Annotated in this window: 21 protein-coding genes; 10 read left to right on the top strand and 11 right to left on the bottom strand. The window is 65.0% G+C overall.

Going from position 1 to position 23,276, the window contains the following annotated elements:
• Positions 1 to 110: 110 nt before the first annotated feature.
• Both CH278_RS23160 and CH278_RS23155 read right to left on the bottom strand, forming a co-directional pair.
• On the bottom strand, positions 111 to 1,427 hold the full coding sequence (locus tag CH278_RS23160) for a class I SAM-dependent methyltransferase (protein WP_032369284.1): 1,317 nt from the start codon (positions 1,425 to 1,427) through the stop codon (positions 111 to 113).
• Positions 1,424 to 2,869 carry an FAD-binding oxidoreductase gene (locus tag CH278_RS23155; RefSeq protein ID WP_179274483.1) on the bottom strand — a complete coding sequence of 482 codons (1,446 nt, stop codon included), beginning with the start codon at positions 2,867 to 2,869 and terminating at the stop codon, positions 1,424 to 1,426. The genes CH278_RS23160 and CH278_RS23155 overlap by 4 nt, the downstream gene beginning before the upstream one ends.
• A 258-nt stretch (positions 2,870 to 3,127) precedes the next feature.
• Between CH278_RS23155 and CH278_RS23150 the strand changes: the two genes are divergently transcribed.
• Positions 3,128 to 3,562: an SRPBCC family protein gene (locus CH278_RS23150; protein ID WP_094622962.1), complete on the top strand. Its 435-nt coding sequence runs from the start codon at positions 3,128 to 3,130 to the stop codon at positions 3,560 to 3,562.
• On the opposite strand, the gene CH278_RS23145 is transcribed toward CH278_RS23150, so the two are convergent.
• Complete coding sequence (locus CH278_RS23145; RefSeq protein WP_143536290.1) at positions 3,559 to 4,209, bottom strand: hypothetical protein; 651 nt, start codon at positions 4,207 to 4,209, stop codon at positions 3,559 to 3,561. The genes CH278_RS23150 and CH278_RS23145 overlap by 4 nt on opposite strands.
• 132 nt (positions 4,210 to 4,341) lie before the next feature.
• Here CH278_RS23145 and CH278_RS23135 point away from each other — a divergent pair, with 132 nt between their 5' ends.
• From CH278_RS23135 to CH278_RS23125, 3 genes are all read left to right on the top strand, one after another.
• Positions 4,342 to 4,680, top strand: a complete 339-nt coding sequence (locus CH278_RS23135) for a YbaB/EbfC family nucleoid-associated protein (RefSeq protein WP_027494533.1) — start codon at positions 4,342 to 4,344, stop codon at positions 4,678 to 4,680.
• Positions 4,681 to 4,689: 9 nt separating this feature from the next.
• On the top strand, positions 4,690 to 5,298 hold the full coding sequence (gene recR / locus CH278_RS23130; protein ID WP_027494532.1) for a recombination mediator RecR: 609 nt from the start codon (positions 4,690 to 4,692) through the stop codon (positions 5,296 to 5,298).
• A 126-nt stretch (positions 5,299 to 5,424) separates the two neighbouring features.
• Positions 5,425 to 6,432 (top strand): type IV toxin-antitoxin system AbiEi family antitoxin domain-containing protein, encoded by a 1,008-nt coding sequence (locus tag CH278_RS23125; RefSeq protein WP_094622899.1) that lies wholly within the window; start codon positions 5,425 to 5,427, stop codon positions 6,430 to 6,432.
• Positions 6,433 to 6,464: 32 nt separating this feature from the next.
• Here CH278_RS23125 and CH278_RS23120 read toward each other — a convergent pair whose 3' ends face one another.
• The 3 genes from CH278_RS23120 to CH278_RS23110 all read right to left on the bottom strand — a co-directional run bounded on the left by CH278_RS23120 (position 6,465) and on the right by CH278_RS23110 (position 9,513).
• Positions 6,465 to 7,175, bottom strand: coding sequence for a type 1 glutamine amidotransferase (locus CH278_RS23120; RefSeq protein ID WP_094622898.1), 711 nt, complete (start codon positions 7,173 to 7,175; stop codon positions 6,465 to 6,467).
• On the bottom strand, positions 7,168 to 8,430 hold the full coding sequence (locus CH278_RS23115) for a Mur ligase family protein (RefSeq protein ID WP_032373778.1): 1,263 nt from the start codon (positions 8,428 to 8,430) through the stop codon (positions 7,168 to 7,170). The genes CH278_RS23120 and CH278_RS23115 overlap by 8 nt, the downstream gene beginning before the upstream one ends.
• Positions 8,431 to 8,616: 186 nt before the next feature.
• Positions 8,617 to 9,513, bottom strand: a complete 897-nt coding sequence (locus CH278_RS23110; protein ID WP_032387967.1) for an EamA family transporter — start codon at positions 9,511 to 9,513, stop codon at positions 8,617 to 8,619.
• Positions 9,514 to 9,585: 72 nt separating this feature from the next.
• On the opposite strand from CH278_RS23110, the gene CH278_RS23105 reads away from it, so the two are divergent.
• On the top strand, positions 9,586 to 10,497 hold the full coding sequence (locus tag CH278_RS23105; RefSeq protein WP_094622897.1) for a LysR family transcriptional regulator: 912 nt from the start codon (positions 9,586 to 9,588) through the stop codon (positions 10,495 to 10,497).
• On the opposite strand, the gene CH278_RS23100 is transcribed toward CH278_RS23105, so the two are convergent.
• The 3 genes from CH278_RS23100 to CH278_RS23090 all read right to left on the bottom strand — a co-directional run bounded on the left by CH278_RS23100 (position 10,466) and on the right by CH278_RS23090 (position 14,704).
• The gene (locus tag CH278_RS23100; RefSeq protein WP_179274517.1) at positions 10,466 to 10,843 is read right to left on the bottom strand and encodes an SHOCT domain-containing protein; all 378 of its coding nucleotides are present in this window, start codon (positions 10,841 to 10,843) and stop codon (positions 10,466 to 10,468) included. The two genes, CH278_RS23105 and CH278_RS23100, sit on opposite strands and share 32 nt — an antisense overlap.
• 208 nt (positions 10,844 to 11,051) lie before the next feature.
• Complete coding sequence (gene leuA, locus CH278_RS23095) at positions 11,052 to 12,863, bottom strand: 2-isopropylmalate synthase (RefSeq protein WP_032364570.1); 1,812 nt, start codon at positions 12,861 to 12,863, stop codon at positions 11,052 to 11,054.
• Between the two features lie 152 nt (positions 12,864 to 13,015).
• Complete coding sequence (locus tag CH278_RS23090; RefSeq protein WP_143536289.1) at positions 13,016 to 14,704, bottom strand: FUSC family protein; 1,689 nt, start codon at positions 14,702 to 14,704, stop codon at positions 13,016 to 13,018.
• Positions 14,705 to 14,840: 136 nt separating this feature from the next.
• On the opposite strand from CH278_RS23090, the gene CH278_RS23085 reads away from it, so the two are divergent.
• Positions 14,841 to 16,106 carry an aspartate kinase gene (locus tag CH278_RS23085; RefSeq protein WP_027494523.1) on the top strand — a complete coding sequence of 422 codons (1,266 nt, stop codon included), beginning with the start codon at positions 14,841 to 14,843 and terminating at the stop codon, positions 16,104 to 16,106.
• Positions 16,107 to 16,108: 2 nt separating this feature from the next.
• Positions 16,109 to 17,131, top strand: coding sequence for an aspartate-semialdehyde dehydrogenase (locus CH278_RS23080; RefSeq protein ID WP_094622895.1), 1,023 nt, complete (start codon positions 16,109 to 16,111; stop codon positions 17,129 to 17,131).
• Between the two features lie 49 nt (positions 17,132 to 17,180).
• Here the strand turns inward: CH278_RS23080 and CH278_RS23075 are convergent, their stop codons facing one another.
• Entirely contained in the window at positions 17,181 to 18,251 is a 1,071-nt protein-coding gene (locus tag CH278_RS23075) for an ABC transporter ATP-binding protein (RefSeq protein WP_032364567.1), read from the bottom strand.
• A 117-nt stretch (positions 18,252 to 18,368) separates the two neighbouring features.
• Here CH278_RS23075 and CH278_RS23070 point away from each other — a divergent pair, with 117 nt between their 5' ends.
• The 3 genes from CH278_RS23070 to CH278_RS23060 all read left to right on the top strand — a co-directional run bounded on the left by CH278_RS23070 (position 18,369) and on the right by CH278_RS23060 (position 22,350).
• A complete protein-coding gene (locus CH278_RS23070; protein WP_094622894.1) occupies positions 18,369 to 20,186 on the top strand; it encodes a multicopper oxidase family protein in 1,818 nt (605 codons plus the stop codon).
• Between the two features lie 148 nt (positions 20,187 to 20,334).
• A complete protein-coding gene (locus tag CH278_RS23065) occupies positions 20,335 to 20,736 on the top strand; it encodes a DUF6855 family protein (protein WP_032385994.1) in 402 nt (133 codons plus the stop codon).
• A 48-nt stretch (positions 20,737 to 20,784) separates the two neighbouring features.
• Complete coding sequence (locus CH278_RS23060) at positions 20,785 to 22,350, top strand: HNH endonuclease signature motif containing protein (RefSeq protein WP_256991881.1); 1,566 nt, start codon at positions 20,785 to 20,787, stop codon at positions 22,348 to 22,350.
• Positions 22,351 to 22,377: 27 nt separating this feature from the next.
• Here CH278_RS23060 and CH278_RS23055 read toward each other — a convergent pair whose 3' ends face one another.
• Complete coding sequence (locus tag CH278_RS23055; protein ID WP_094622892.1) at positions 22,378 to 23,265, bottom strand: polysaccharide deacetylase family protein; 888 nt, start codon at positions 23,263 to 23,265, stop codon at positions 22,378 to 22,380.
• Positions 23,266 to 23,276 lie beyond the last annotated feature (11 nt).

The following is a 23,276-nucleotide window of genomic DNA, read 5'->3' as shown; positions in this document are numbered from 1 at the left end:
CAACCGCCCCAGAAAAACCCTGGGATGGGATACTCCACTCGAGGAGTACAACAAACGACTGCTCGTTGCGACGACCACGTGAACCCGTCACGAAGTTCCACTCACAAGGCTCAGCCGTTCCACCACGGACGCAGAGGTACGTCGGCCTGACCTTTCGGTCCCAGCTTGACCGCCAGAACCTGGTGCAGCTGAACGACATTGCGCTCGAATCCCAGACGGGACCCGGCCATGTACAGGCCCCAGACACGGGCTGTTCCCTCGCCGGCCTCGGCGACGCACGCATCCCAGTTGTCCACCAGGTTCTGACACCACCCGGCGAGGGTCAGCGCGTAGTGCTCGCGCAGGTTCTCCTCGTGCCGGACCTCGAGGCCGACGTCCTGGATCTCGGTGATGATGCGACCCGATCCGGTCAGCTCCCCGTCGGGAAAGACGTACCGGTCGATGAAGCTGCCTGCCTTGGCGTGCGCGCGGTTGTCGGGCCGGGTGATCGAGTGGTTCAGCAGTCGACCACCGTCACGCAGCTTGGACTGGATGAACGTGAAGTACGCCGGGTAGTTGCCGACTCCGATGTGCTCGGTCAGCCCGATCGACGAGATCGCGTCGAAATTCGTCTCGGGCACGTCGCGGTAATCGGAGAAGCGAACCTCGGCGAGATCCGACAGACCCTCGTCCTCGATGGCCTTCTGCGCCCACGAGGCCTGCTCCTGCGAGAGAGTCACACCGATGACCTGAACTCCGCGTCGCGCTGCGTAGCGCACCATCGAACCCCAGCCGCACCCGATGTCGAGCAGGCGATCACCGGGCTGCAGACCCAATTTGTCGAACACCAACCGATACTTGTTCTCCTGCGCGGCCTCCAGAGACTGCTCGACGTTCTCGAATGCCGCACAGGTGTACGTCATCGAGGGACCGAGGACCATCTCGTAGAACCTGTTGGACACGTCGTAGTGGTGGTGGATCGCTTCGGCATCGCGTGTCTTGGAATGCCGCAGACCTTCGGCGATGCGACGCCACCGCGGAATCGCCTCCTGGGGCGGAGGAGCGATGGGACGCAGCACGTCCCAGCCGAGCGACCGAGCGATCGAGGTCAAGGTCATGGCCGACGGGCGGCGGAAATGGAGCTCGTCGCCCATCAGCGCGAGCAGTTCGTAGGGATCACCGGGATGAACACCGGTGGCCTCCAGGTCGCCGGAGACATAGGCGCGGGCCATGCCGAGATCGCCGGGAGCTGTTGCGAGATAGGTGGTTCCGCGTGGGCTCTTGAGGTTGAGGCCGATCTTGGCATCCTCGGGGCCGGCCACGCTGCCGTCGTACGCGGTGAAACGCAGGGGAATGTTGCCGTCGGAGATCAGCTCGAGGATCTCGGAGATCTTGAGTTTCTGTGGCCCGTTCACCGTGCGATTGCCGGAGTCCTTGAACGTCGTCATTTGCGCTGCACCGCCTTCGAGTACAAATCCAGCAATCGGGATTCGGGATCGTATTTCTTCTTCAGTTCTCTGTATTTCTCGCCGCCGTAGAGAACGGCGAATTCATCCTCGGTGTAGTAAGCGTCCGAGTACAGCGATTTATGCCCCTCGAACTCGGTGACCTTCTTCTCGATGGCGCGGTTCGCGGCACCCTCGGGTCGACCGGGCACGATCGGCACCGACGACCAGAAGCCGATGTTGACGTAGGTGCGCTTGGGCTCGAGCGGGTACAGCGGCCACGGCCTGGACGGATCGGCTCCGGGGGCGGCCGGTTCGCGAAGACGCAAGGGGCACAACCACAACGGCTCGATCGGAATCTCGTCGAGAAACCAGCGTACGAAGCCGGCGGTGTGTTCGATGGGAACCTCGACGTCCTGTACGACGCGTTCGCGCGGCGGATTTCCCTTGCGCTTCTCGAGTCGATCGGCGATTTCGTACTTGCGATCGAGGCCGATCAACTTCCAGTAGAAGCTGCTGCGGCGGTACTTGCGCGGCCAGAAGCGTCGGATCCGGGGGTTCTGGGTTCCGAACGCACGCGAGCACCAGAACCAGTCGGTGTCCCAGCGCCACAGGTAATCGTGGATGGTGAGCCGATCGGTCTTCGGAGTGTCCGACGAATGCTGGATCGAGCGGTAGAAGATGTCGGCACCGGTGTAGTCGCTGACGGGTCCGGGCTCGTCGGTCTGAACCCCGAGAGTGAGGTAGCTTTCGTCGGCGCTGAAGACGACGCCGTCCAGGTACTGAACTTCGATGCCGTCGTACTCACGCCGAGCGACGATGGTGTCCATCGTCGTTTGAAGCGTGTCCAGATCGTGGAATCGCAAGTGGCGCAGAGCAACGAACGGAAGTACCGGCTCGAGTTCGATCTTCAGCCGCGTCGAGTAGCCGAGAGTGCCGTACGAGTTGGGAAAGCCCCAGTACAGGTCCGCGTGTTCGCCCTCGGGTGTTGCCGTGAGGATCTCACCGCTACCGGTGAGGACGTCGATCTCGAGTACCGACTCGTGCGGAAGCCCGCTGCGGAACGACGTCGACTCGATGCCGAGTCCGGTGACCGCGCCGCCGAGGGTGATCGTCTTGAGCTGCGGAACGACGAGAGGGGCGAGGCCGTAGGGCAGCGTCGCGTCGACCAGATCCTCGTACGTGCACATCCCCGCCACGTCGGCGGTGCGAGCCGCGGCATCGACGGTGACGACCTTGCTCAATCCCGAGACGTCGAGTCCCGGCGTCTTCGAGGTCGTCCTGGCCCGAAACAGGTTGGACGTCTTCTTAGCCAGACGCACCGTCGCGTCGGTCGGTATTGCGCGATAGCTGCGAAGCAACTTCTCGACACCCGACCGATGCGCTGCGTAACCGCTCTCCCTCGGTTCTGGCCGTCGTCCGAGAAGAGCATTCACTGAAGCCACGAGTAGACGCTATATCTCGTACTGCTCGGTATCCACCGAAGCTGCCGACGGTCCGGCGAAACTTCACGCAACTGTTGTCGAATCGGACGGCTCGAACAGAACTATTCGGACAAATGGTTGCATCATGCATGTGTTTTTCGATGACAACTGAACGTATGTGAACCACCTCACACACCCTCGGCGGCAGTGCCGACATCGGGAGCGACGCGAGGCAGGATGGAGATTGCAACCCCAATCGACTCGAAGGAGAACGTTCTCGTGGCTCAGGTCAGCGCATCCAGTTCCGCCACCATCGCCACCACACCCGATCAGGTGCTCGCCGCGCTCGCCGACTACGAAACCGTGCGGCCCCGCATCCTTCCTGAGCAGTATCGCGACTACCGGGTGGTGCAGGGCGGACAAGGCGACGGCACCGTGGCCGAATGGACCCTGCAGGCCACCGAGAAGCGAGTGCGCAACGTGAGCGCCTCCGTCACGGTCTCCGGCTCGACCATCACCGAACTCGACGCCAACTCCTCCATGGTCACCACCTGGACCGTCACCCCCGAAGGCAACGGCACCGTCGTCACCACGACGACCGAGTGGACGGGTGCCGGAGGAATCGGCGGATTCTTCGAGAAGACGTTCGCGCCCCTCGGATTGAGGAAGATCCAGGCCGCGACCCTCGACAACCTGCGCCGCGAGTTGATCTAGACCCGCTCGAAATCCGGCTCTTCGATCAACGCCAACGTGCCGACCACCACGGTGCGCATCGACCACAGAAACATCCCGTCGGGTCCACGGTCGATCGTGTCGTAGGCCCCCGGAAGGGTGTCGAGGTCGGTGCGCGCCGCGATCGCGTCGTCGTACTCACGGTCGCGGCGATCGGCGTTGTACACCATCTGCGCCAACGCCAGTGCATGTTCGCTGACGGTGATGACGGCCCACGTCGCCTGCTTGGAAGTCAGTTCGTAGCGCACTCGATATCGGGTCTGCACGGTGTCGGCCATGCGCAGCGCGTCGACGGAACTGGGAGTCAGTCCGATCAGGTACTCGGCGATGCCCGGGTTCTCGAGTACGAGCACCCGCAGTGCGGACGAGAGTCCCAGCAACGCGTCGTGCATCGACTCGTCGTCTCCGGGGAGCGGCGGCGACCACCGTCGCAGGATCTCCTCGGCGACCAGGGCCTTGAGCGCGGCCGGACCGTCGATGTTGTTGTAGATCGCGACTATCGACACGCCCAGCGCGTCGGCGACCGACTTCACCGTCACCTTGGGCAGCGTCAGCGCGATGCCCGCCTCGGCCATGGTTTCGGGAGTCACTCGACGCTTGCGAGAGGTCGAGCTCGCCGACGCGTTCATGCCCTCAGGCTACGTGGGCTCAGAACTGACGGAACGTCAGCCGAGTGTCGAACCCGATCGTGCGGCCGAACGTCGTCCGACACCGTGCGACTACGCTGGAGCTCGCTTCGACCCACGCGAGAGGACGGCATAGTGCAACCCGGTGAACAGCCCGACATGGCCTCGATTCTGCAGCAGGCTCAGCAGATGCAGCAGCAACTGATGGCGGCACAGGCGGAGATCGCCGAAACCGAGGTCACCGGTCAGGCCGGCGGCGGACTCGTCGTGGCGACCGTCAAGGGAACGGGCGAAGTGGTCGGACTGACCATCGACCCCAAGATCGTCGATCCCGACGACGTCGAGACACTGCAGGACCTGGTGATCGGTGCCATCGCCGACGCGTCCAAGGCAGCGCAGAACGTAGCGAGCGAGAAGCTCGGCCCCCTCGCAGGCGGTCTCGGCGGCGGCTCCCTCGGACTACCCGGCTTCTAGGCGAGACGAGTGTACGAAGGTCCCGTACAGGATCTGATCGACGAGCTGGGAAAGTTCCCCGGAGTCGGTCCGAAGAGCGCTCAGCGCATAGCGTTTCACCTCCTGGCCGTCGAGCCACCCGAGGTCGATCGCCTCATGCGCGCGCTGCAGCGCATCCGCGACGGCGTGCAGTTCTGCATCGTCTGCGGGACCGTATCGGACAAGGAACTGTGCCGAATCTGCGCCGACTCCCGACGCGACAGGTCCATGATCTGCGTCGTCGAAGAGCCCAAAGACGTTCAGGCCGTGGAACGTACGCGCGAATTCAAAGGCCGATACCACGTACTCGGCGGAGCGCTCGACCCACTCAACGGAGTGGGCCCCGACCAGCTGCGCATCCGAGAGTTGTTGACCCGCGTCGGAACTCAGGACGACGGCGTCGACGTCACCGAGGTCATCATTGCCACCGACCCCAACACCGAGGGCGAAGCAACGGCTACGTATTTGGTGCGGATGATGCGCGATTTCCCCGGTCTCGCCATCACCCGTCTCGCCTCCGGCCTGCCGATGGGCGGAGACCTCGAATTCGCCGACGAACTGACACTCGGCCGAGCTCTCACCGGCAGGCGTCGTATGTGAGAGCGGCTTCGCCGCACGTGCGTGGAAGTTCGTAGCAGGGGTCGAGTTTCCACTCACGACCCTTTCTATCCACAGCCTGTGGATAGATTCTGACGCGGTCACCGTAAACCGGCAATCCTGAGGTACATGAGGACGAGACCGGCGGGTGCCTGGCAGCGACTACTGGACGATCAGCACGGAATCATCACCACGAAGCAAATGCACGAGAACGGGGTCAACAAGGACTCCATCGACCACTGTGTGGAAACCGGGCAGTGGCTCCGGGTGTTTCGCGGAGTCATATCGGTGACCAACGGACCGCTGACTCGTGAGATGCAGCTGTCGGCGGCATTGTTGTTCGCGGGCCGGGGAGCGTTGCTCAGCCACACCACCGCCGCTGAGGAGTGGGGGTGGCGGCGGGTCAGTTCTGGGCCGGTTCATCTCACCGTTCCCTACGGGTGCTCGGCAATCAGCAGGCCGCCGACAATGCGACACGCCAAGCAGAACTTCACGTCGGAGAGCAATGAACAAATTCATCCCGGCGTGATCGTGCACCGTTCCCGAGCCATGAGCCACATCGGCGTCGAGACGAATCCGGCGCGAACGAGCGCTGCCGACACGGTGCTGGATCTGACAGTCGCAGAACCGTCGTCGAGGCAGGCGGTGATCACGCTGGTTTCAGCGATGTCATCGGGCGGCGTGAACGTCGCGGCAATGACGCGCAAGATCGAGGTCCGACGGCCGATGCGCTACCTGAAGGCGATTCTGCACACGTTGGCTCTCATGCGCGACGGGGTCCATTCTGCGCTGGAGCACCGCTACGTGCTCGATGTCGAACAGGCGCACGGACTTCCGGCCGGGAAGCGACAGGCACCGGTCTTCGTCGACTGCCGTCAGCTCTTCGAGGACATTCGCTACGAAATATGCGACCTCATCGTCAGGCTGGACGGCCAGGCTTTCCACTCCGCCAAGCAGCGGCGTTTTCGCGATCGACGACGCGACAATGCCGCGGAACTACGGAACCTGCCTCGGCTGATGTACGGCTGGCACGAAGTGACCGAAGACCCGTGCGGTGTGTACCGCGAAGTCCGCGAGGTGCTGGTCAGAGAGGGATGGAACGACTCGTCTTACCCCTGTGAACGGTGCACGTCGTGAGTGGAAAATCGTAGTGGGCTACGAAGTTTCACTCACGTGCGGCGGAGCCGCTCCCTGCGGAGTTGCGTGACCTCGGGGAGGTCGAGGGGAGCAAGGGTAGTGCCCAGCGCCCGTTCGAGTAGGTAGTCCGCCAACTCCGGGTTTCGGGCGAGTACCGGCCCGTGCATGTAGGTGCCCAGCACCGAACCCTGCACGACGCCTTCACGTCCGTCGCCGACACCGTTACCCACCCCGTGCGTGACCTTGGCGAGTGGTGCCGCGTCTAGACCGAGTGTCGTTCCGCCGCGGTGGTTCTCGAATCCACTGAGCTTCTGGGTGAGACCGTCGAGCGTGGGTTCGGTGACGACTTCACCGATGGATCGGGTGGCCTGGGGCGCGGTGGTCACGTCGAAGAGGGAGATACCGTCGACGCGTTCGCCTGCGGAGGTCTCGTACCAGTGCCCGAGCACCTGGATCGCGGCGCAGATAGCGAGTACCGGCACACCGCGAGCAGCTGCGTTCTGCAGGCCCGGGTATCGGGTGAGGTGACGCGTCGCGAGGCGCTGAGCCGAATCCTCTGCTCCACCAAGGGTGTACACGTCCAACGAATCCGGGACCGGATCGTTGAGCGTGATGTGCACGACCTCGGCGTCGATGTCTCGCATCCGCAGTCGCTGGCGGAGAACGAGGGCGTTGCCGTTGTCGCCGTACGTGCCCATGACGTCGGGCAGAACGAGGCCGATGCGAACGGTGGACTCAGACATCCTTGGTCTCCCGTGCCAGTGCGCGACCGAGATCGCGGAACGCGGTGTAGTTGGCCAGCACTTCGACGCGTCCCGGCGGGCAGGATGCGATGGCCTGCAACGGATCTGCGATGGTGGTGTGCTGCGAACCGGCGTACAGCAAGCGAACGCCCAGGTCGGTCGCGCGTTCACCGGCCGCGACGACGGCGACGTCCTCGAAGTGCTCGAAACGCACGTCCCACAGCCACGACAGGTCTTCACCGTCGGGAACCTGCCCGTTGACGGCGATGACGAGACCGTCGCACGTGGGGTCGATCATCGACAGCGCTTCCTGCCATCCGGCGGGATTCTTGGCCAGAAGCATTCGGACGGAATGCGATCCGTACTGGACGGTGGAGTAACGCCCGGCCACCTCGTCGACTCCCGATGCGGCAGCGACGGCGTCGGCTGGTGCTGCGCCGAGAGTGACGGCTGCGGCCACGGCCTGAGCTGCGTTGCCGCGGTTGGCCTTTCCCGGCAGCGCCAATGTCATCGGCAGAACGAGCCCATCGGGGCCGTAGAGATTCTCGTCGTCGAGCCACCAATCCGGCGTCGGACGCTTGAAATCGCTTCCGGTGCTGTACCAGTGCTCGCCGTCCCAGACGATGGGTTCGCCGGTACGCGGGCAACTGACGGAGTCGCCGGCCCAGCCGCCGCCCGCTGCGACCCACACGACGTTCGGCGCATCGAACGCCGCCGAGGTGACGAGGACGTCGTCGCAGTTCGCAATGACGACGGTGTCGGGATGACGGGCCAACCCGGCGCGCAGGGCTCGCTCGATCATGTTGATCTCGCCGACACGGTCGAGCTGGTCGCGACTGAGATTCAGCAGCACGATCGCCGCGGGATCGACGGCGTCGGATACGTGGGGGACGTGGAGTTCGTCGACCTCCAGGGCCGCCAGCTCCGCGTCGAAATGAGCGTGCAATGCCGCGACGATGCCGGCATCCATGTTGGCTCCGTCGGCCTGGGTGGCGACGTCGCCGAGAGTGGCCAATGCTGCGGCCGTCATCCGCGTCGTAGTCGATTTGCCGTTGGTGCCGGTGACGATGACGGTGCGTCGCCCACGGCCCAGGCCGCCCAGAATGGTCGGATCGATCTTGAGCGCGACCAGACCACCGATCATCGAGCCTTTGCCTCGGCCCGCCTTGCGGGACGCCCACGTCGCCAGCTCCGCCGCGCGTAATGCCACGCGGCCACGGGCGCCGATACGTCTGCGCTCACCCAGTTCAGCCATCCGCCGAGTCTGGCACAGAAGAGCGTGCAGTTTCACGTCGACGCTTGCTACCCCTCGCTCATTCCGCAGGCTCCACTCCCGCTACCCCTGGGTCATTCCGCAGGCTCCACTCCCGCTACCCCTGGGTCATTCCGCAGGCCCCACTCCCGCTACCCCTGGGTCATTCCGCAGGCTCCACTCCCGCCCTCATACCGGTACTTTCTCCAGAACTGGGGCAGGCTTCCTGGCCGCCATTCCGCCCAGGCAGCCGCCGATGACGATCGCTCCGCCGAGCAGGGCCAACAGCGACGGGGTTTCGTCGAGGAACGCCCAGGCACCCGCGATACCGACGACGGGAACCAGCAGCGAGAACGGTGCGACGAGACCGGCCGGGTTGCGGCTCATCAGGATGCTCCACAGGCCGCTGCCCACGATCGTGGCGGGAATCACGATGTACGCCAACGCGACCAGACCGGGCCAGCCCTGCGATCCGAACGAGTCGGCCAGCGCGTGCCAGCCCGTGCTCGGGCCCTCGACGACCGCCGACAGCGCCAACATCGGCACCGGCGGTACGACGGTCATCCACAGCATCAGTGTCATCGGGGAGTCGGATTTGGCCAGTCGGTTTCCGAGATTGCCGAAGGCCCAGCCCAGACCGGCGAGCAGGGTGAGGACGACAGGAAGCAGGGTGGCGTTCTGGGCCCGATCCCACCCGATGAGAACCATGCCGAGGACGGCCACGCCGATGCCGATCGCCTGCCTGCGGCTCACGTGTTCGCGTAGCAGCAGCGCGCCGAGAACGACGGTGAACGGGGCCGACGACTGCAGCACGAGCGACGCCAATCCCGTGGGCATGCCTGCCGCCATCGCCGCGAACAGGAAGGCGAACTGCAGGAAACCGAAGCCGAAGCCGTAGAGCAACAACCATTTCAGGGGCACCTTCGGTCGCGGAACGAACATCACGACCGGAACTGCGATGACCAGAAAGCGCAGTGCCGCGAAGAAGAAGGGCGGAAAGTGGTCGAGCCCGACGCGGATGGCGAGGAAGTTCAGTCCCCACAGAACGGCGACAGTCAGTCCGAGGAGGCGGTCGCGTGTGGTCATGCCATTTATCGTGACGGGTGCAAACAATCAGCACAATCGAATATATCCGCACCAACAGTTAAGATTTTCTGTATGAATGTGGAGCGGCTCCGGATCCTCGCTGAGCTTGCCGACCGCGGGACCGTTGCATCGGTCGCCGAGGCGATGTCGATGACTCCGTCGGCGGTGTCTCAACAGCTCAAGTTGCTGGCGCGCGAGGCCGGCGTGACATTGCTCGAACCGGACGGGCGCCGGCTGCGCCTCACCGACGCCGGGCGGGCACTGGTACTCAGAACCGACGAGGTTCTCGCTGCCCTCGCCCGCGCCACAGCAGAAATGGATCGTTATCGAGCGTCTCCGCGGGGACGCGTCCGAGTTGCCCTGTTCCCGTCGGGTGCGGCACTGCTGCTGCCCGGGGTCCTGACGCGGTTGGCGGACTCGGACGTCGACATCGATGCGCGCGACGAGGACCTGCCCGCATCCTCGGTGCCCGAGCTACTCGCCGATTACGACGTGGTGCTCACCCACCGAGACGACAGGGCTCCGTCGACGGCGGGTCCACGGATCGAGGTGACGACCCTGATGCGCGAGCCCATCGATCTGGTGTTGCCTCTCGATCACGCACTGGCGCAGCAAGGCTCGATCGATCTGCGAGACCTGATCGACGAGCGGTGGATCAGCGTTCGCGGCGGTTTTCCGGTCGACGACGTGTTGCTTTCCGTGGCCTCGGTGACCGGAGTTCAGCCGCGAGTTGTCCAACGCATCAACGACTTTCGAGTGACCGAAACACTCGTCGCGGCCGGGCACGGAGTGGCGTTGATGCCGCGCTACGCCGTTGTGCATCCGGGCCTGGTACGTCGAGAGCTCGCCGGCGTTCGAGCCGGGCGAATCTACGAACTCGCGACGAGGATGGATGCGCGGCGACTACCCGCGATCGCCGCTGTGCTCGATGCGTTCGGAGCGGAAGCGACGTTCAGGACAGCGCTTTGGCCTTCAGCGTCGTGAACTCGTCCTGATCGATGGTTCCGTTGTCCAGCAACGCCTTTGCGTGTGCGATCTCTTCGGACGCAGATCGACCGGCGACGTGCTTGATGTACTCCTCCTGCTGGTCCTGTGCGTGCTGCAGGGCGGCAACCTGACGCTTGGCCATGTTGCTGCCGTTCACGATGAGGTAGACCAGCGCGGTGAGGAACGGCGCAACGATGAGGAAGAGCACCCACAGGGCTTTGACGAACCCGGATGTCTTGTGGTCCCGAAAAAGATCTCCGATGATCGAGAACATCACCATGAGGTAGGCCACGAAGGCGAACCCGACGATGAGAAGCCAAAGAAAATCCCAGAAAGAATTAATGGCGAACTTCCATTCTCTAAGGTGCCCCGGCGGCTGATTCAGTGTGGCATTTGCGGCACCCCGTGCACACGGGTCTTTGGTCCCTTTCGTCGACCGGAAATCCCAGTGAGCCCCACGTCGACCGCGCCCGCTTTCGTTTCGTGAGGGCCCCACAACGCAACACGCCGCCCACCCCGAAAGGTGAGCGGCGTGTCGTCGAGCAGCGAAGTTACTTCAGCGCGCGGTTCACGGCCGAGACCACAGCGCGCAGTGACGCTGTGGTGATCGAGGTCGCGATGCCGACGCCCCAGACTGTGGTGGCGACACCTGCAGGCGAGGTGACCGAGGCTTCGACGTAGGCGGCGGCCTGGGCGTCGTCGCCTGCGGACAGTGCGTGCTCGGAGTAGTCGAGGACGCTGACGTCGTAACCGATGGTGGACAGCGCGTCGACGAACGAGGCGAGTGGTCCGTTGCCGGAGCCGGAGATTTCCTGCTCGACGCCGTCGACCTTGACCGTGGCGGTGATGGTGTCGGTTCCGCCGTCGATCTCGGCAGCCTGTACCGACTGCTTGATGCGCTCGAGCGGACGGATCGGCGTCAGGTACTCCTCGGCGAAGACGTCCCACATCTCCTTCGGCGAGACCTCGCCGCCCTCACCGTCGGTGATGCGCTGGACTGCCTGGGAGAACTCGATCTGCAGGCGACGCGGCAGGTTCAGCCCGTGATCGGACTTCATGATGTACGCGACGCCGCCCTTGCCGGACTGCGAGTTGACACGGATGACGGCCTCGTAGGTGCGGCCGACATCCTTGGGGTCGATGGGCAGGTACGGCACCTGCCAGGTGATGTCGCCGATGTCCGAACCCTGTTCGTCTGCCGTGACCTTCATGGCATCGAGGCCCTTGTTGATCGCGTCCTGATGGCTGCCCGAGAACGCGGTGTACACCAGATCACCGCCGTACGGATGACGCTCGGCGACGGGCAGCTGGTTGCAGTACTCGACCGTGCGGCGAATCTCGTCGATGTTGGAGAAGTCGATCTGCGGATCGACGCCGCGAGTGAACAGATTCAGGCCGAGCGTGACCAGGCAGACGTTGCCGGTGCGCTCACCGTTGCCGAACAGGCATCCCTCGATGCGATCGGCACCGGCCTGGTAGCCGAGTTCGGCTGCGGCAACACCGGTTCCGCGGTCGTTGTGCGGGTGCAGAGACAGCACGATGCTGTCGCGGCGATCGAGGTTGCGGCTCATCCACTCGATCGAGTCGGCGTAGACGTTCGGCGTCGCCATCTCGACGGTGGCCGGCAGGTTCAGGATCAGAGGCTTCTCGGGCGTCGGGTCGATGACCGCAGTGACTGCATCGCACACCTCTTTGGCGTAGCTGAGCTCGGTGCCGGTGTAGGACTCGGGGGAGTACTCGTAGCGCCAGTCGGTATCGGGGAACTTGGCCGCTTCTTCGAGAACCTTGCGAGCACCGTCGGTCGCGATCTTCTTGATGACGTCACGGTCGGCCCGGAACACCACTTTGCGCTGCAGGATCGACGTCGAGTTGTAGAAGTGGACGATGACGCTGCGAGCGCCCTCGCACGCGACGAACGTGCGCTCGATCAGCTCGGGACGGCACTGCGTCAGAACCTGGATGGTGACGTCGTCGGGAATCGCGCCGTCCTCGATGATCTCGCGGACGAAGTCGAAGTCGGTCTGGCTGGCGGACGGGAAGCCGACCTCGATCTGCTTGTAGCCCATCCGGACCAGCAGGTCGAACATCCGGCGCTTGCGCGCGGGACTCATCGGATCGATCAGCGCCTGGTTGCCGTCGCGCAGATCGACTGCACACCACTGTGGCGTCCGGTCGATGATCTTGTCCGGCCACGTGCGGTCGGGGAGGGTGACGGGCTCCACTTCCTCGGCGAACGGCCGATAACGGAACGTGGGCATCGAGGAGTTCTTCTGGGTGTTCCACGCTGGCTGGTCGCTGGGAGCGGGCCGCGAGGGCGGGGTGATGGTGCGAGATCCCGAGGTGAATGCGTCGGCTGGTGACATGGTCTTCGTCTCTCCGTACAGATCAGAGCAATGGTGTTCGACCGGCGCAACGAACCCCGCGACGGGAAGCCAGTCTGGTCTCAGACCCCGTCGCGGCTGTTAAGAAGGAGAGCTCGCAGCATGGGGTGAGTGTACTACCGCAGACCGACCGCCTACCCCAGGGTTCGGGAGTCGAATTTTCCGGTCACGGTGTCGTGCCTGCGTTGCCACTGATCGATGTCGTTCGGTCGTCCGACATCGTCCGCGGTCCAACACCGTGCGAGCAGTTCGTATCCGAGATGATCGACCTCTGCATGCCGATCCCAGACTCGATGCGCCCAGCGGCGATCGTTGTGCGCCGCTTCGGCTCCCGCGAGCGCGGCACCGACCAGCTCGAACTGGATATCTCGTCGTAGCTCCATAGTGGCGGCCGCCGAAGCGTTTTCGCTTCGGAGGACCGTCAACAATCGGTCGGTCAACTCCAGAACCCGCCGATCGGACCACAGCAGCGCGCGCCGGAAAGCGCCCGGTAACAACAACCACAGCGCCGCGAAGGCCAGGGCGACACCCACTGCGGTCTCCACCACCCGATCGACGACGATGCCGCCGAGCGGAGCGCCCGGATGCGAGATGGTGCCCATCAGCAACGCGAGTGGGGTGATGAACGTGACGGCGAGACCGTAATTGCGCGCCACACTGATCTCTATCGCGAACTGCAACACCATCAACACCACGATCACCGCGAGACCGGTCAGCGGCGAAAGATAGATCGCCGAGAACAGCACCACTCCGGCCAGCGTTCCGCCGAGCCGCTGCATGCCGCGGTACGTCCCGTGCACACGATCCGGCCCCTGCTGGAGAACCAGGACGGCACCGAGGATCGCCCAATCCGGCCTGCTCAAACCCATTGCCACACTGATCCCGCCGGCACCTGCCGCCGCACAGAACACTCGGATCGCCGTCGACGCCGCATGCGAATCTCGATGCAACGACCGCTTCAACCGATACCCGATGCCCGGACGAGCCAGCGGCAGCTGATCTCGTGGCGATTCCACCGCACTTTCCGGATCCGGGACTGCACCGGCGCGCGCCCTCGTGGCGGCCGCAAACGCGAGATGGGCGTCGAACAGGGTCTGTACCAGCGCGGGGCGCGAGGTCCCGCGCGTCGACCCGGCCTCGTACACCGCGGCCCACGCCGCGTGCAGACGCGAGGCGGCGGTGTGCCGATCGACGACGGACGCCGTCGGCGATGCCGTGTACTTCTCGATCGCCGTCACGGCCGCACCGACGGCCGCCCGTTCGGGACCCCTCGGGTCACGCACCACCCCGGACATCGCGACCACCAGCGCCGACGCCACCCCGATCGCCGCGCACACGGCACCGCGGGTCGCGCTGATGTCGGCGGCAGGGAGGTACGACGCCACCGCGCACACCAGCACGAAGAAGAAGGCTCCGGGCGGGCCGAGTCGCAGCGCTGCCACGACGTAGACCGCGACGAGAGCGAGAACGGACAACACGGTCACCGGGATCATCCGCGCCCACCCGGTCTCGCCGAAGTCGAGGGCGAGCCGACCGGCCGTCGCGCCCAGCCACACCGAGGCCACCAGGGCGGCCCCTGCGGTCAGCACCACCCACCACCGCGATCGGTAGGGACGGCCCTCGCCGTAGATCACCGCGAAACTGCCCGAGACCACCAGCAGTGCCTCGGTGTGGAAGCCGAGCAGCCACGCCAGGATCGCCGGAACACCGAACGCCAGCGCCGAACGCAGTCCACCGGGCCAGCGCCGGCCGACGGCGGGGAGCCCGAAGAGCACCTTCAGGCCTCGAGCCGGCGGTGGTGGGAGATGTTCGGGAACGGTCACTCGAACATGTTAAGGCAGGCGAGAGGCCCTAAAGTCCCAGCTCGGAGCTACCCGGCCCACTGCTCGGGGCATTCGCTCGGTAAGGTGACCCGCGGACAATCGAACGATTGTCGGCTATCCAGCGGAGGTAAAACGCGTGGCTCTCATCGTCCAGAAGTACGGTGGATCGTCGGTGGGGACCGCCGAACGTATCCGACGCGTCGCTGAACGAATCGTCGAGACCAAGAAGGCGGGCAACGACGTTGTCGTCGTCGTATCGGCGATGGGCGACACCACCGACGAACTGCTCGACCTGGCACAGCAGGTGTGCCCGGCCCCGCCTGCTCGCGAGATGGACATGCTGCTCACCTCGGGTGAACGCATCTCCAACGCACTGGTCGCGATGGCCATCCACTCGCTCGGCGCCGAGGCACGGTCGTTCACCGGTTCCCAGGCAGGCGTCGTCACCACCAGCGTGCACGGCAACGCCAAGATCATCGACGTCACCCCCGGCCGCGTCCGCAGCGCTCTCGACGAGGGCTCGATCGTGCTCGTCGCCGGCTTCCAGGGCGTCAGCCAGGACAGCAAGGACGTCACGACGCTCGGTCGTGGTGGGTCCGACACCACCGCCGTCGCGCTCGCCGCGGCATTGAACGCCGACGTCTGCGAGATCTACACCGACGTCGACGGCATCTTCACCGCAGACCCGCGCATCGTCCCCAACGCACGCCACCTCGAGACCGTCTCGTTCGAGGAGATGCTCGAAATGGCAGCCTGCGGCGCGAAGGTGCTCATGCTGCGCTGCGTCGAATATGCCCGTCGTTACAACGTTCCCGTTCACGTGCGCTCGTCGTACACCACCAAACCCGGAACGATCGTCTCCGGATCTATGGAGGACATTCCAGTGGAAGAAGCAATTCTCACCGGCGTCGCACACGATCGCAGCGAGGCGAAGGTCACCGTCGTCGGTCTGCCCGACACACCGGGCTACGCCGCCAAGGTCTTTCGCGCCGTGGCCGACTCCGAGATCAACATCGACATGGTGTTGCAGAACGTCTCCAAGATCGACACCGGCAAGACCGACATCACCTTCACCTGCCCCAAGGCCGACGGCCCGACGGCAGTGGAGAAGCTCACCAAGCTGCAGGCCGATATCGGCTTCGCGCAGGTGCTCTACGACGACCACATCGGCAAGGTCTCGCTCGTCGGTGCCGGTATGAAGAGCCACCCCGGCGTCACCGCGACGTTCTGTGAGGCCCTCGCCGACGCCGGCATCAACATCGATCTCATCAGCACCTCCGAAATCCGTATCTCGGTGCTGTGCAGCGACACTCAGCTCGACGACGCCGTACGCGCACTGCACGCCGCCTTCGATCTCGGCGGCGACGAAGAAGCCGTCGTGCACGCAGGAACAGGACGATAGCCATGACCACAGTTGCAGTCGTAGGAGCCACCGGCCAGGTCGGTGCCGTTATGCGAACCCTGTTGGAGGAGCGCAACTTTCCCGCCGACACCGTTCGATTCTTCGCCTCCGCACGCTCGGCGGGCAAGAAGCTGCCGTTCCGCGGCGAGGAGATCATCGTCGAGGACGCGTCCACCGCGGACCTCACCGGTATCGACATCGCACTGTTCTCGGCCGGTGCCACGCTTTCGCGTGAGCAGGCACCGCGATTCGCTGCCGCAGGTGCCACCGTCATCGACAACTCGTCGGCGTTCCGCAAGGACTCCGATGTGCCGCTGGTGGTCAGCGAGGTCAACCCCGAGTCCGCGAAGAACCCGCCCCGCGGCATCATCGCCAACCCCAACTGCACCACCATGGCCGCCATGCCGGTGCTCAAGGTGCTGCACGACGAAGCCGGCTTGCAGCGGTTGATCGTTTCGAGTTACCAGGCGGTGTCCGGTAGCGGCCTCGCCGGCGTCGACGAGCTCGCCACTCAGGCACGCGCCGTCATCGACGACGTCGAAAAACTGGTGCACGACGGTTCGTCGGTCGATTTCCCGGCCCCGAACAAGTACGTCGCGCCCATCGCTTTCAACGTCCTGCCGCTGGCCGGCGCGTTGGTCGACGACGGATCCGGCGAGACCGACGAGGACCAGAAGCTGCGCAACGAATCGCGCAAGATCCTCGGACTGCCCGACCTGCTGGTCAGCGGAACGTGCGTGCGCGTTCCGGTCTTCACCGGGCACTCGCTGTCGATCAACGCCGAGTTCGCTTTACCGCTGTCGGTGGAACGCGCTCGTGAACTGCTGGCCTCCGCACCGGGTGTCTCGCTGGTCGACGTGCCGACCCCGCTGGAAGCCGCAGGCAAGGACGACTCCCTCGTCGGCCGCATCCGCCAGGATCCGGGCGTCCCCGGGGGCCGCGGACTCGCGTTGTTCGTCTCGGGCGACAACCTGCGTAAGGGTGCCGCACTCAACACCATTCAGATCGCCGAGCTGCTGGTCTGAGGTCGTGCGCGTTGTGCGTCCCCAGGGGGACGCACAACGCGCACGACGGTCAGTTCAGGCGGTGACCTTCGGCGGAGGCGTCGAAGATGTGCGCATGGGCCTCGTCGATGCGGACGTGAACGCGGTCGCCCTTCTCGGGCGGGCTGCGCCAATCGGCCCGAGCGACAATGGTTTCGGTCCGGCCGTTTATGTCCGCGCGGCCGAACACGAAGGCCTCGGAGCCGAGTTCTTCGACGACATCGATCTCGAGAGCGATTCCGCTGTCGGCGATTTCGATGTGCTCGGGACGAATGCCGAACATCACCTCGGTGGCGGAACCGAGGGTCTGACGTGGGACCGGGACTACCTGATCGGCCAGGCGGACGCCGCCGTCGGTGACCGGAGCGCGGAACAGATTCATCGACGGTGAGCCCATGAACCCGGCGACGAATGCGTTGACCGGGGTTCGGTAGAGCTCACGCGGGGTGGCGCACTGTTGCAGCACACCACCTTTCAGTACGGCGACGCGATCACCCATCGTCATGGCCTCGACCTGATCGTGCGTGACATACACCGTTGTGGTGCCGAGCCGACGCTGCAACTGAGCGATCTGCGTCCGCGTCTGAACCCTCAATTTGGCGTCGAGATTGGACAGCGGCTCGTCCATCAAAAACACCTGGGGCTGCCGAACAATGGCGCGCCCCATGGCAACTCGCTGTCGCTGGCCGCCGGAGAGCGCCTTGGGCTTGCGGTCCAGGTACGGCTCGAGGTCGAGTAGCTTGGCGGCCTCCTCGACGCGAGTGCGAATGTCCTCCTTGTTCGCCTTCGCCAGCTTGAGCGCGAACCCCATATTCTCGGCGACGGTCATGTGTGGGTACAGCGCGTAGTTCTGGAACACCATCGCGATATCGCGATCCTTGGGTTCGGAGTTGGTGACGTCCTTGCCGCCGATGAGGATGCGTCCCGAGTTGACCTCCTCGAGCCCGGCGAGCATCCGGAGCGACGTCGACTTGCCGCACCCGGAGGGGCCGACCAGAACGAGGAACTCACCGTCCTCGATGTGCAGGTCGAGCTCGTTCACCGCGGGGGTGTCGGAGCCGGGAAAAAGCCTGGTCGTGCGCTCGAACGAGATTGTTGCCATGACGAAATAGATCCCTCCACCGGCAGGAACGTGCCGGACGATCCGAGTGTGGGGTGACGGCGGGAGCCGACCAGCACATAGTATGGGCCCCATCACAACCAGGAGGAAGGTGGCCGGGTGAGCGGCTCCGTGTCCAGACGCACCGCCCTACGTGGGCTGGCGGCGGCCGCAGTGGCAGCCGGAGCAGCAGCGATACCCGTGGCGTCGACGACGCGTCGAGCACTGGCCGACGACTTCCTCCGTGGGCAGAGCCCACTGCTGTTCCATTCGCCGCCGCTGACGCCGTTCCGTGACGAGCTACCTCGGTTGCCGCTGATCAGCGGTACCGAGATCTCCCTCGACGCGCACAGCGCCACCCACTCGTTCCACGCCGATCTCAGGCCCGCGCCTACGTTCGGCTACGGCCAGTGCGACTACCTCGGGCCCACCATCGAATCGCAGCAGGGCCAGCCGTGGACGCTGAAGTACTCCAACACCACCGCAGGCAACCCACTCGCCGCAGACGTCGACACCTCGCTGCACGGCATGAGCGAGATGGATCGCACGATGACGCCGACGGCGCTGCACTTCCACGGCAGTATCACCGAACCGGCCAGTGACGGGCACTCCGAGATGCTGGTGCGTCCGGGCGAGTCGATGACTCACAATTTTTCCGGGCTCAATGATGCTGCCGGGCTGTGGTACCACGACCACGCTATGTCGATGACGCGCATCAACGTCTACGCGGGCCTGCTCGGGATGAACCTCGTCCGTGATCGGTGGGACACCGGCACATCCGACAACGCCCTCGGTCTGCCCTCGGGCGAATTCGAGTTGCCGTTGGTGCTGCAGGAAAAGATCATGAATCCAGACGGCAGCATGAGTATCCGCTCCAATATCACTGTGCCGCAGGGTAAGTGGGAGGGCGGCGGTACCGGCGACGTCGGCGTCGTCAACGGCAAGATCTGGCCGACGATGGAAGTGGCCCGGGGCATGTACCGGCTGCGGCTCGTCAACGCCGGGTCGTACAGCGTGTGGAACCTCTTCTTCACCAACAAGTTACGATTCTGGGTCATCGGAAACGACGGTGGATTGCTCGACGCACCGGTGGAGACCACCAGCATCCGGCTCGCGCCCGCCGAGCGTGCCGACATCCTCGTCGACTTCGGAGCCGTCGAGGCAGGTGCCCTCGTCGAGCTGCTGAACGACGAGCCTCCGCCCGCGCAGGCCGCGTCCCTCGGAGCCGTCCCGATGCCGATGTTCTGCCAGTTCCGCGTCGCGTCCGCGGCGGGGTTCCGGGGCGGGATGCCGTCGTTGCTGCGCGGCGGAAAGGGGCAGCCGGATCTGTTGCCCGCGTTGCCGACACCCACCTTCACGCGCACCGTTACCGTCAACCAGCCCTCCGGTGGGCTGAACCTCGACATGACGCTGATGAACTTGAACAACCTGCGGTACTCCGACCCGGACATCGAGATGCCCAAGCAGGGCACCGTGGAGATGTGGAACATCGTCAACACGACGGTGGAGCCGCACCCAATTCACCTGCACCTGGCGCACTTCCGGACGCTGGGGCGTATCCCCATCGACCTCGCGGCGTACCAACGCGACTTCCCCCGGCCGACGTTCGGCACCAAATGGGCTCCGCCGGTGGAGAAGTTCCTCACCGGACCCTCGGTGCCGCCGGCCACCTGGGAAGCCGGGTGGAAAGACACCGTCAACACGTACCCGGGCACCGTTACCCAGATCCTCGTTCGATTCCCGACGGCCGACGAACTCGGCTTCGATCCCGACGCCACATTCGCGGGACCGGCCGCACACCACGGCGGTCACGACATGAGCGGTCACGACATGCCGGCTGCGGGTCCGTCCGAACTGCAGGGGTACATGTGGCACTGCCACATGCTCGACCACGAGGACCACGAAATGATGCTGCGGTACCGCACCGTCGCTCCGTGACGCACGACCCCGAACCTGTCCCGGGTCGAGAGTTGGTTGTATTCGCCGTCAGGTCGGCCCACACTGACCGTGCCGTGTAAGGCAATCACCGTGCTCGGTCGGTCTTTCTGCCCGTCGGCTGACTGCGACAACTGAACGGACCCAGGCCATGACCAGCGGAACGAAATCCGACCCGTGGGCTCTCACCACCGCCCCCGGCACCTCGGCGTACACCATGTACCGTGATCCCGACCACGAGCCACCTGCCCTCGTGTGCCAGGTGGGGTCGACGACTCTTCGATACCGCATCGAGGCAATCGAAGACCTGCACGGTTGGCTCACCGAACGTGGCGACTGGGTATTGCTCGGTGCCGCTGACGAGAAGAAGCCGGCTGCGCCGGACACGGTCGAAGCGTGGGGACGCTCGCCGGACAACCCGGTCGGTGGTTGGTACGGGCTCAGGAACGGATACCGCGGCCGCTTCGGCATGTATCTGCCACCGCTACTCGAAGAGCTCGGCCTTGCAGAGCTCACCCACAATGCGCGGAACAACAGCATGCGCGCGCTGTAGCGGAGTCATCGAAAAAGTCTGTCGGTGGGTGGGTATAGCTTTCGTGGGGTGAAGACATGGGGGGATGTGTTCGGGCTCGGGGACCAGGAGTTGGTCTCCGAGCTTGCTGACGTCATCTCACTCGAAAACGCTCTCGCAGCACAGAGATTGACGTTGCTCGCCGAGATCGACCGACGTGGCTTGGCGATGAAACTCGGGCACTCGTCCGTCACCCGCTGGTACGCCCGATCGATACGGATCACCGACGGATCCGCCGCCCGCCAGAACGCACTGGGGTACTGGCTGTTCGATCACCCCACCGTGCTCGACGCCCTCGCCGATGGTCGCATCCATGCCGCGCACGCCGCCGCCATCGCCGAGGGATACGACGTCGTGGTGGTGGCCGACCCGACGTTGGATCAGGTCCGCCGCGAAGGAATTGTCGACGAATTGCTCGACACCGCGATGCGCAGCACCGCCGGCCAGGTGACCTCCCGCGCGCAGGCTTTGGCGCATGCGGCCGCGGACGACGCCCGAGCGCGACACGCGAAAGCCGAGAAGCAACGCCGAGAGCAGGAACAGCGGGAACGAGAGCGTCACGATCAGGAGCGGCGCAGCGATGATGCTGCGACCTCTACCGGCAGGCTGCCAGATCCGGAACCGCCTGCGCCCGAGCCTGTTCCGCCGACGCCTGCACCGCGACCGGTGTCGGAAAACCCGGACCTGAACCGATTCGACCTGCATGCTCTGGCCAACGGCCGCTTCCAGTTCGGTGGCGACATCGACCGGTTGCTCGCCGAGAAGCTTCTCACCGCTCTGTCGCCGTTGACGGCACCGCGACCAGGTCCCGGTGGTGAACGCGATCCACGTAGCCCGTCGAAGCGCCGGGCCGATGCACTCGATCAGATCCTCGACCGACACCTCCGCGGCGGCACTCGTGGGTCGGCGGGCGGGTCGCGGGCGTCGGTACACCTGATCGTCCCCCTGCGGGACTTGCTCGCCCACGGCGGCAACAAGCAATCGGGTAGCACCGCAACCGAATCGGGCGACACCGGTACGGGCGCGGGGAGCTCCTCGAACGGCGGCGACAGCAACGGCTCGCGTCCGGATGGAGTGGCCCGAGGGGATATCGCTGCTCACGGCGAAGCGGCATCCGGATGTGGTGGTGCCGTGCAGAAATGTGTCCCCGAGCCGGGCGACGCGGACTGGCCGTTCCACCTCGACTGGACCGGGCCCATCAGTCGCTTCCTCGCCGAGCTGGTCACCTGCGACGCCGACCTGACCCCCGTCATCGTCGACCACCACGGCGTACCACTCGCGCTCGGACGAACCACCAGACTCGCCTCCGACGACCAACGCATCGCCCTGACCATCCGCGACACCTGCTGCGTCATGTGCGGCCGCCCCGCACAGTGGTGCCAAGCCCACCACATCAGATTCTGGGAACACGGCGGCCCCACCGACATCGACAACCTCGCGCTCGTCTGCGGAGAATGCCACCGCCTCGTCCACCACGGCGACTGGCAGCTCATCATGGGCGACGACGGACACCCGTACGCCATCCCACCCGAATCCGTCGACCCCAGACAGGAACCCCTCCCCAGCTACCACCGACGAAAACAACGAGCAGCCTGACTCCACGCCGACAGCGGTCCAGCCGATCTATCGGACGGGAGGTACAACCGTGCGGTAGTGCGCCGCGATGTCGCCGGGGGTGGTGAACCAGACGCCGTCGTTGTTGGCGGTCAGGTGCTCGAGTGCAGCACGGAACCGTCGCAGTCGGTAGGGCTGTCCCGTCAGGAAGGTGTGCACGGAGATCGCGAGCACCACCGGTTGCCTTGCCGAGTTCTCCTTCAGCTCGTCGAAGCTTCCGATGATGTTGTGCTCGAACGCTTCTGCGGTCTGATGGTGATGGACGAACATCGGCAGGTCGTTCATCTCATGGGGATACGGGACGCTGAGCAGCGGGCCGCCGCGGGTCTGTAGCCACACAGGTTGGTCGTCGACGGGCCAGTCCAAGGTGTACTGGTAACCGCGCTCCGCGAGGAGGTCCTCGGTGGCGCGGCTCGGGTTGGCGCCGGGGCTCATCCATCCTCGGGGCGGTGCTCCCTCGTGTCGTTCGATCGCGGCGGTGACATCCTCGATGGAGCGACGTTCGGTGTCCTCGTCTTGATCGTTCGGTTGCACTGCGTTCGTTCGGCCGTGTGCGACGACCTCGGCGTCGAGTGCTCGGAACGCCGCGGTCAGCTGCGGGGCGTGCTCGTACACCTCGGTGTTGACCAGCAGTGTCGGCCGAATTCCGCACTGCTGCAATGTCTCTGCGATGCGGAAGCCGCCGACGCGATTGCCGTATTCACGCCAGCCCCAGTTGTACGTGTTGGGTTGGTCCATCGCGGGCGTGTAACCAAGGCCGGGCTGCCCGTCGTCGTACGGAAAGTGCTCGCAGTTGACCGCGACGTACACCGCGAGACGTGCGCCGCCCGGCCACTCGAACCGAGGCCGATCGACGATGGGGGAGTACTCGAAGCGGCCGTGCGAGTGGAGAGCCATGGCCGGGGTAT

Source organism: Rhodococcus sp. 05-2254-5, from assembly GCF_002258575.1.
Classification (GTDB): domain Bacteria; phylum Actinomycetota; class Actinomycetes; order Mycobacteriales; family Mycobacteriaceae; genus Rhodococcoides; species Rhodococcoides fascians.
This window is presented reverse-complemented; position numbering and strand designations above follow the sequence as displayed.

What these genes read in the sequence shown, in the direction of transcription:
- CH278_RS23055 (WP_094622892.1), bottom strand. Translation starts at nt 23,265, where the DNA reads ATGGCTCTCCACTCGCACGGCCGCTTCGAGTACTCCCCCATCGTCGAT.
- CH278_RS23075 (WP_032364567.1), bottom strand. Translation starts at nt 18,251, where the DNA reads ATGGCAACAATCTCGTTCGAGCGCACGACCAGGCTTTTTCCCGGCTCC.
- CH278_RS23120 (WP_094622898.1), bottom strand. Translation starts at nt 7,175, where the DNA reads ATGTCTGAGTCCACCGTTCGCATCGGCCTCGTTCTGCCCGACGTCATG.
- CH278_RS23125 (WP_094622899.1), top strand. Translation starts at nt 5,425, where the DNA reads ATGAGGACGAGACCGGCGGGTGCCTGGCAGCGACTACTGGACGATCAG.
- CH278_RS23160 (WP_032369284.1), bottom strand. Translation starts at nt 1,427, where the DNA reads ATGACGACGTTCAAGGACTCCGGCAATCGCACGGTGAACGGGCCACAG.
- CH278_RS23145 (WP_143536290.1), bottom strand. Translation starts at nt 4,209, where the DNA reads ATGAACGCGTCGGCGAGCTCGACCTCTCGCAAGCGTCGAGTGACTCCC.
- CH278_RS23110 (WP_032387967.1), bottom strand. Translation starts at nt 9,513, where the DNA reads ATGACCACACGCGACCGCCTCCTCGGACTGACTGTCGCCGTTCTGTGG.
- CH278_RS23080 (WP_094622895.1), top strand. Translation starts at nt 16,109, where the DNA reads ATGACCACAGTTGCAGTCGTAGGAGCCACCGGCCAGGTCGGTGCCGTT.
- CH278_RS23105 (WP_094622897.1), top strand. Translation starts at nt 9,586, where the DNA reads ATGAATGTGGAGCGGCTCCGGATCCTCGCTGAGCTTGCCGACCGCGGG.
- CH278_RS23115 (WP_032373778.1), bottom strand. Translation starts at nt 8,430, where the DNA reads ATGGCTGAACTGGGTGAGCGCAGACGTATCGGCGCCCGTGGCCGCGTG.
- CH278_RS23065 (WP_032385994.1), top strand. Translation starts at nt 20,335, where the DNA reads ATGACCAGCGGAACGAAATCCGACCCGTGGGCTCTCACCACCGCCCCC.
- leuA (WP_032364570.1), bottom strand. Translation starts at nt 12,863, where the DNA reads ATGTCACCAGCCGACGCATTCACCTCGGGATCTCGCACCATCACCCCG.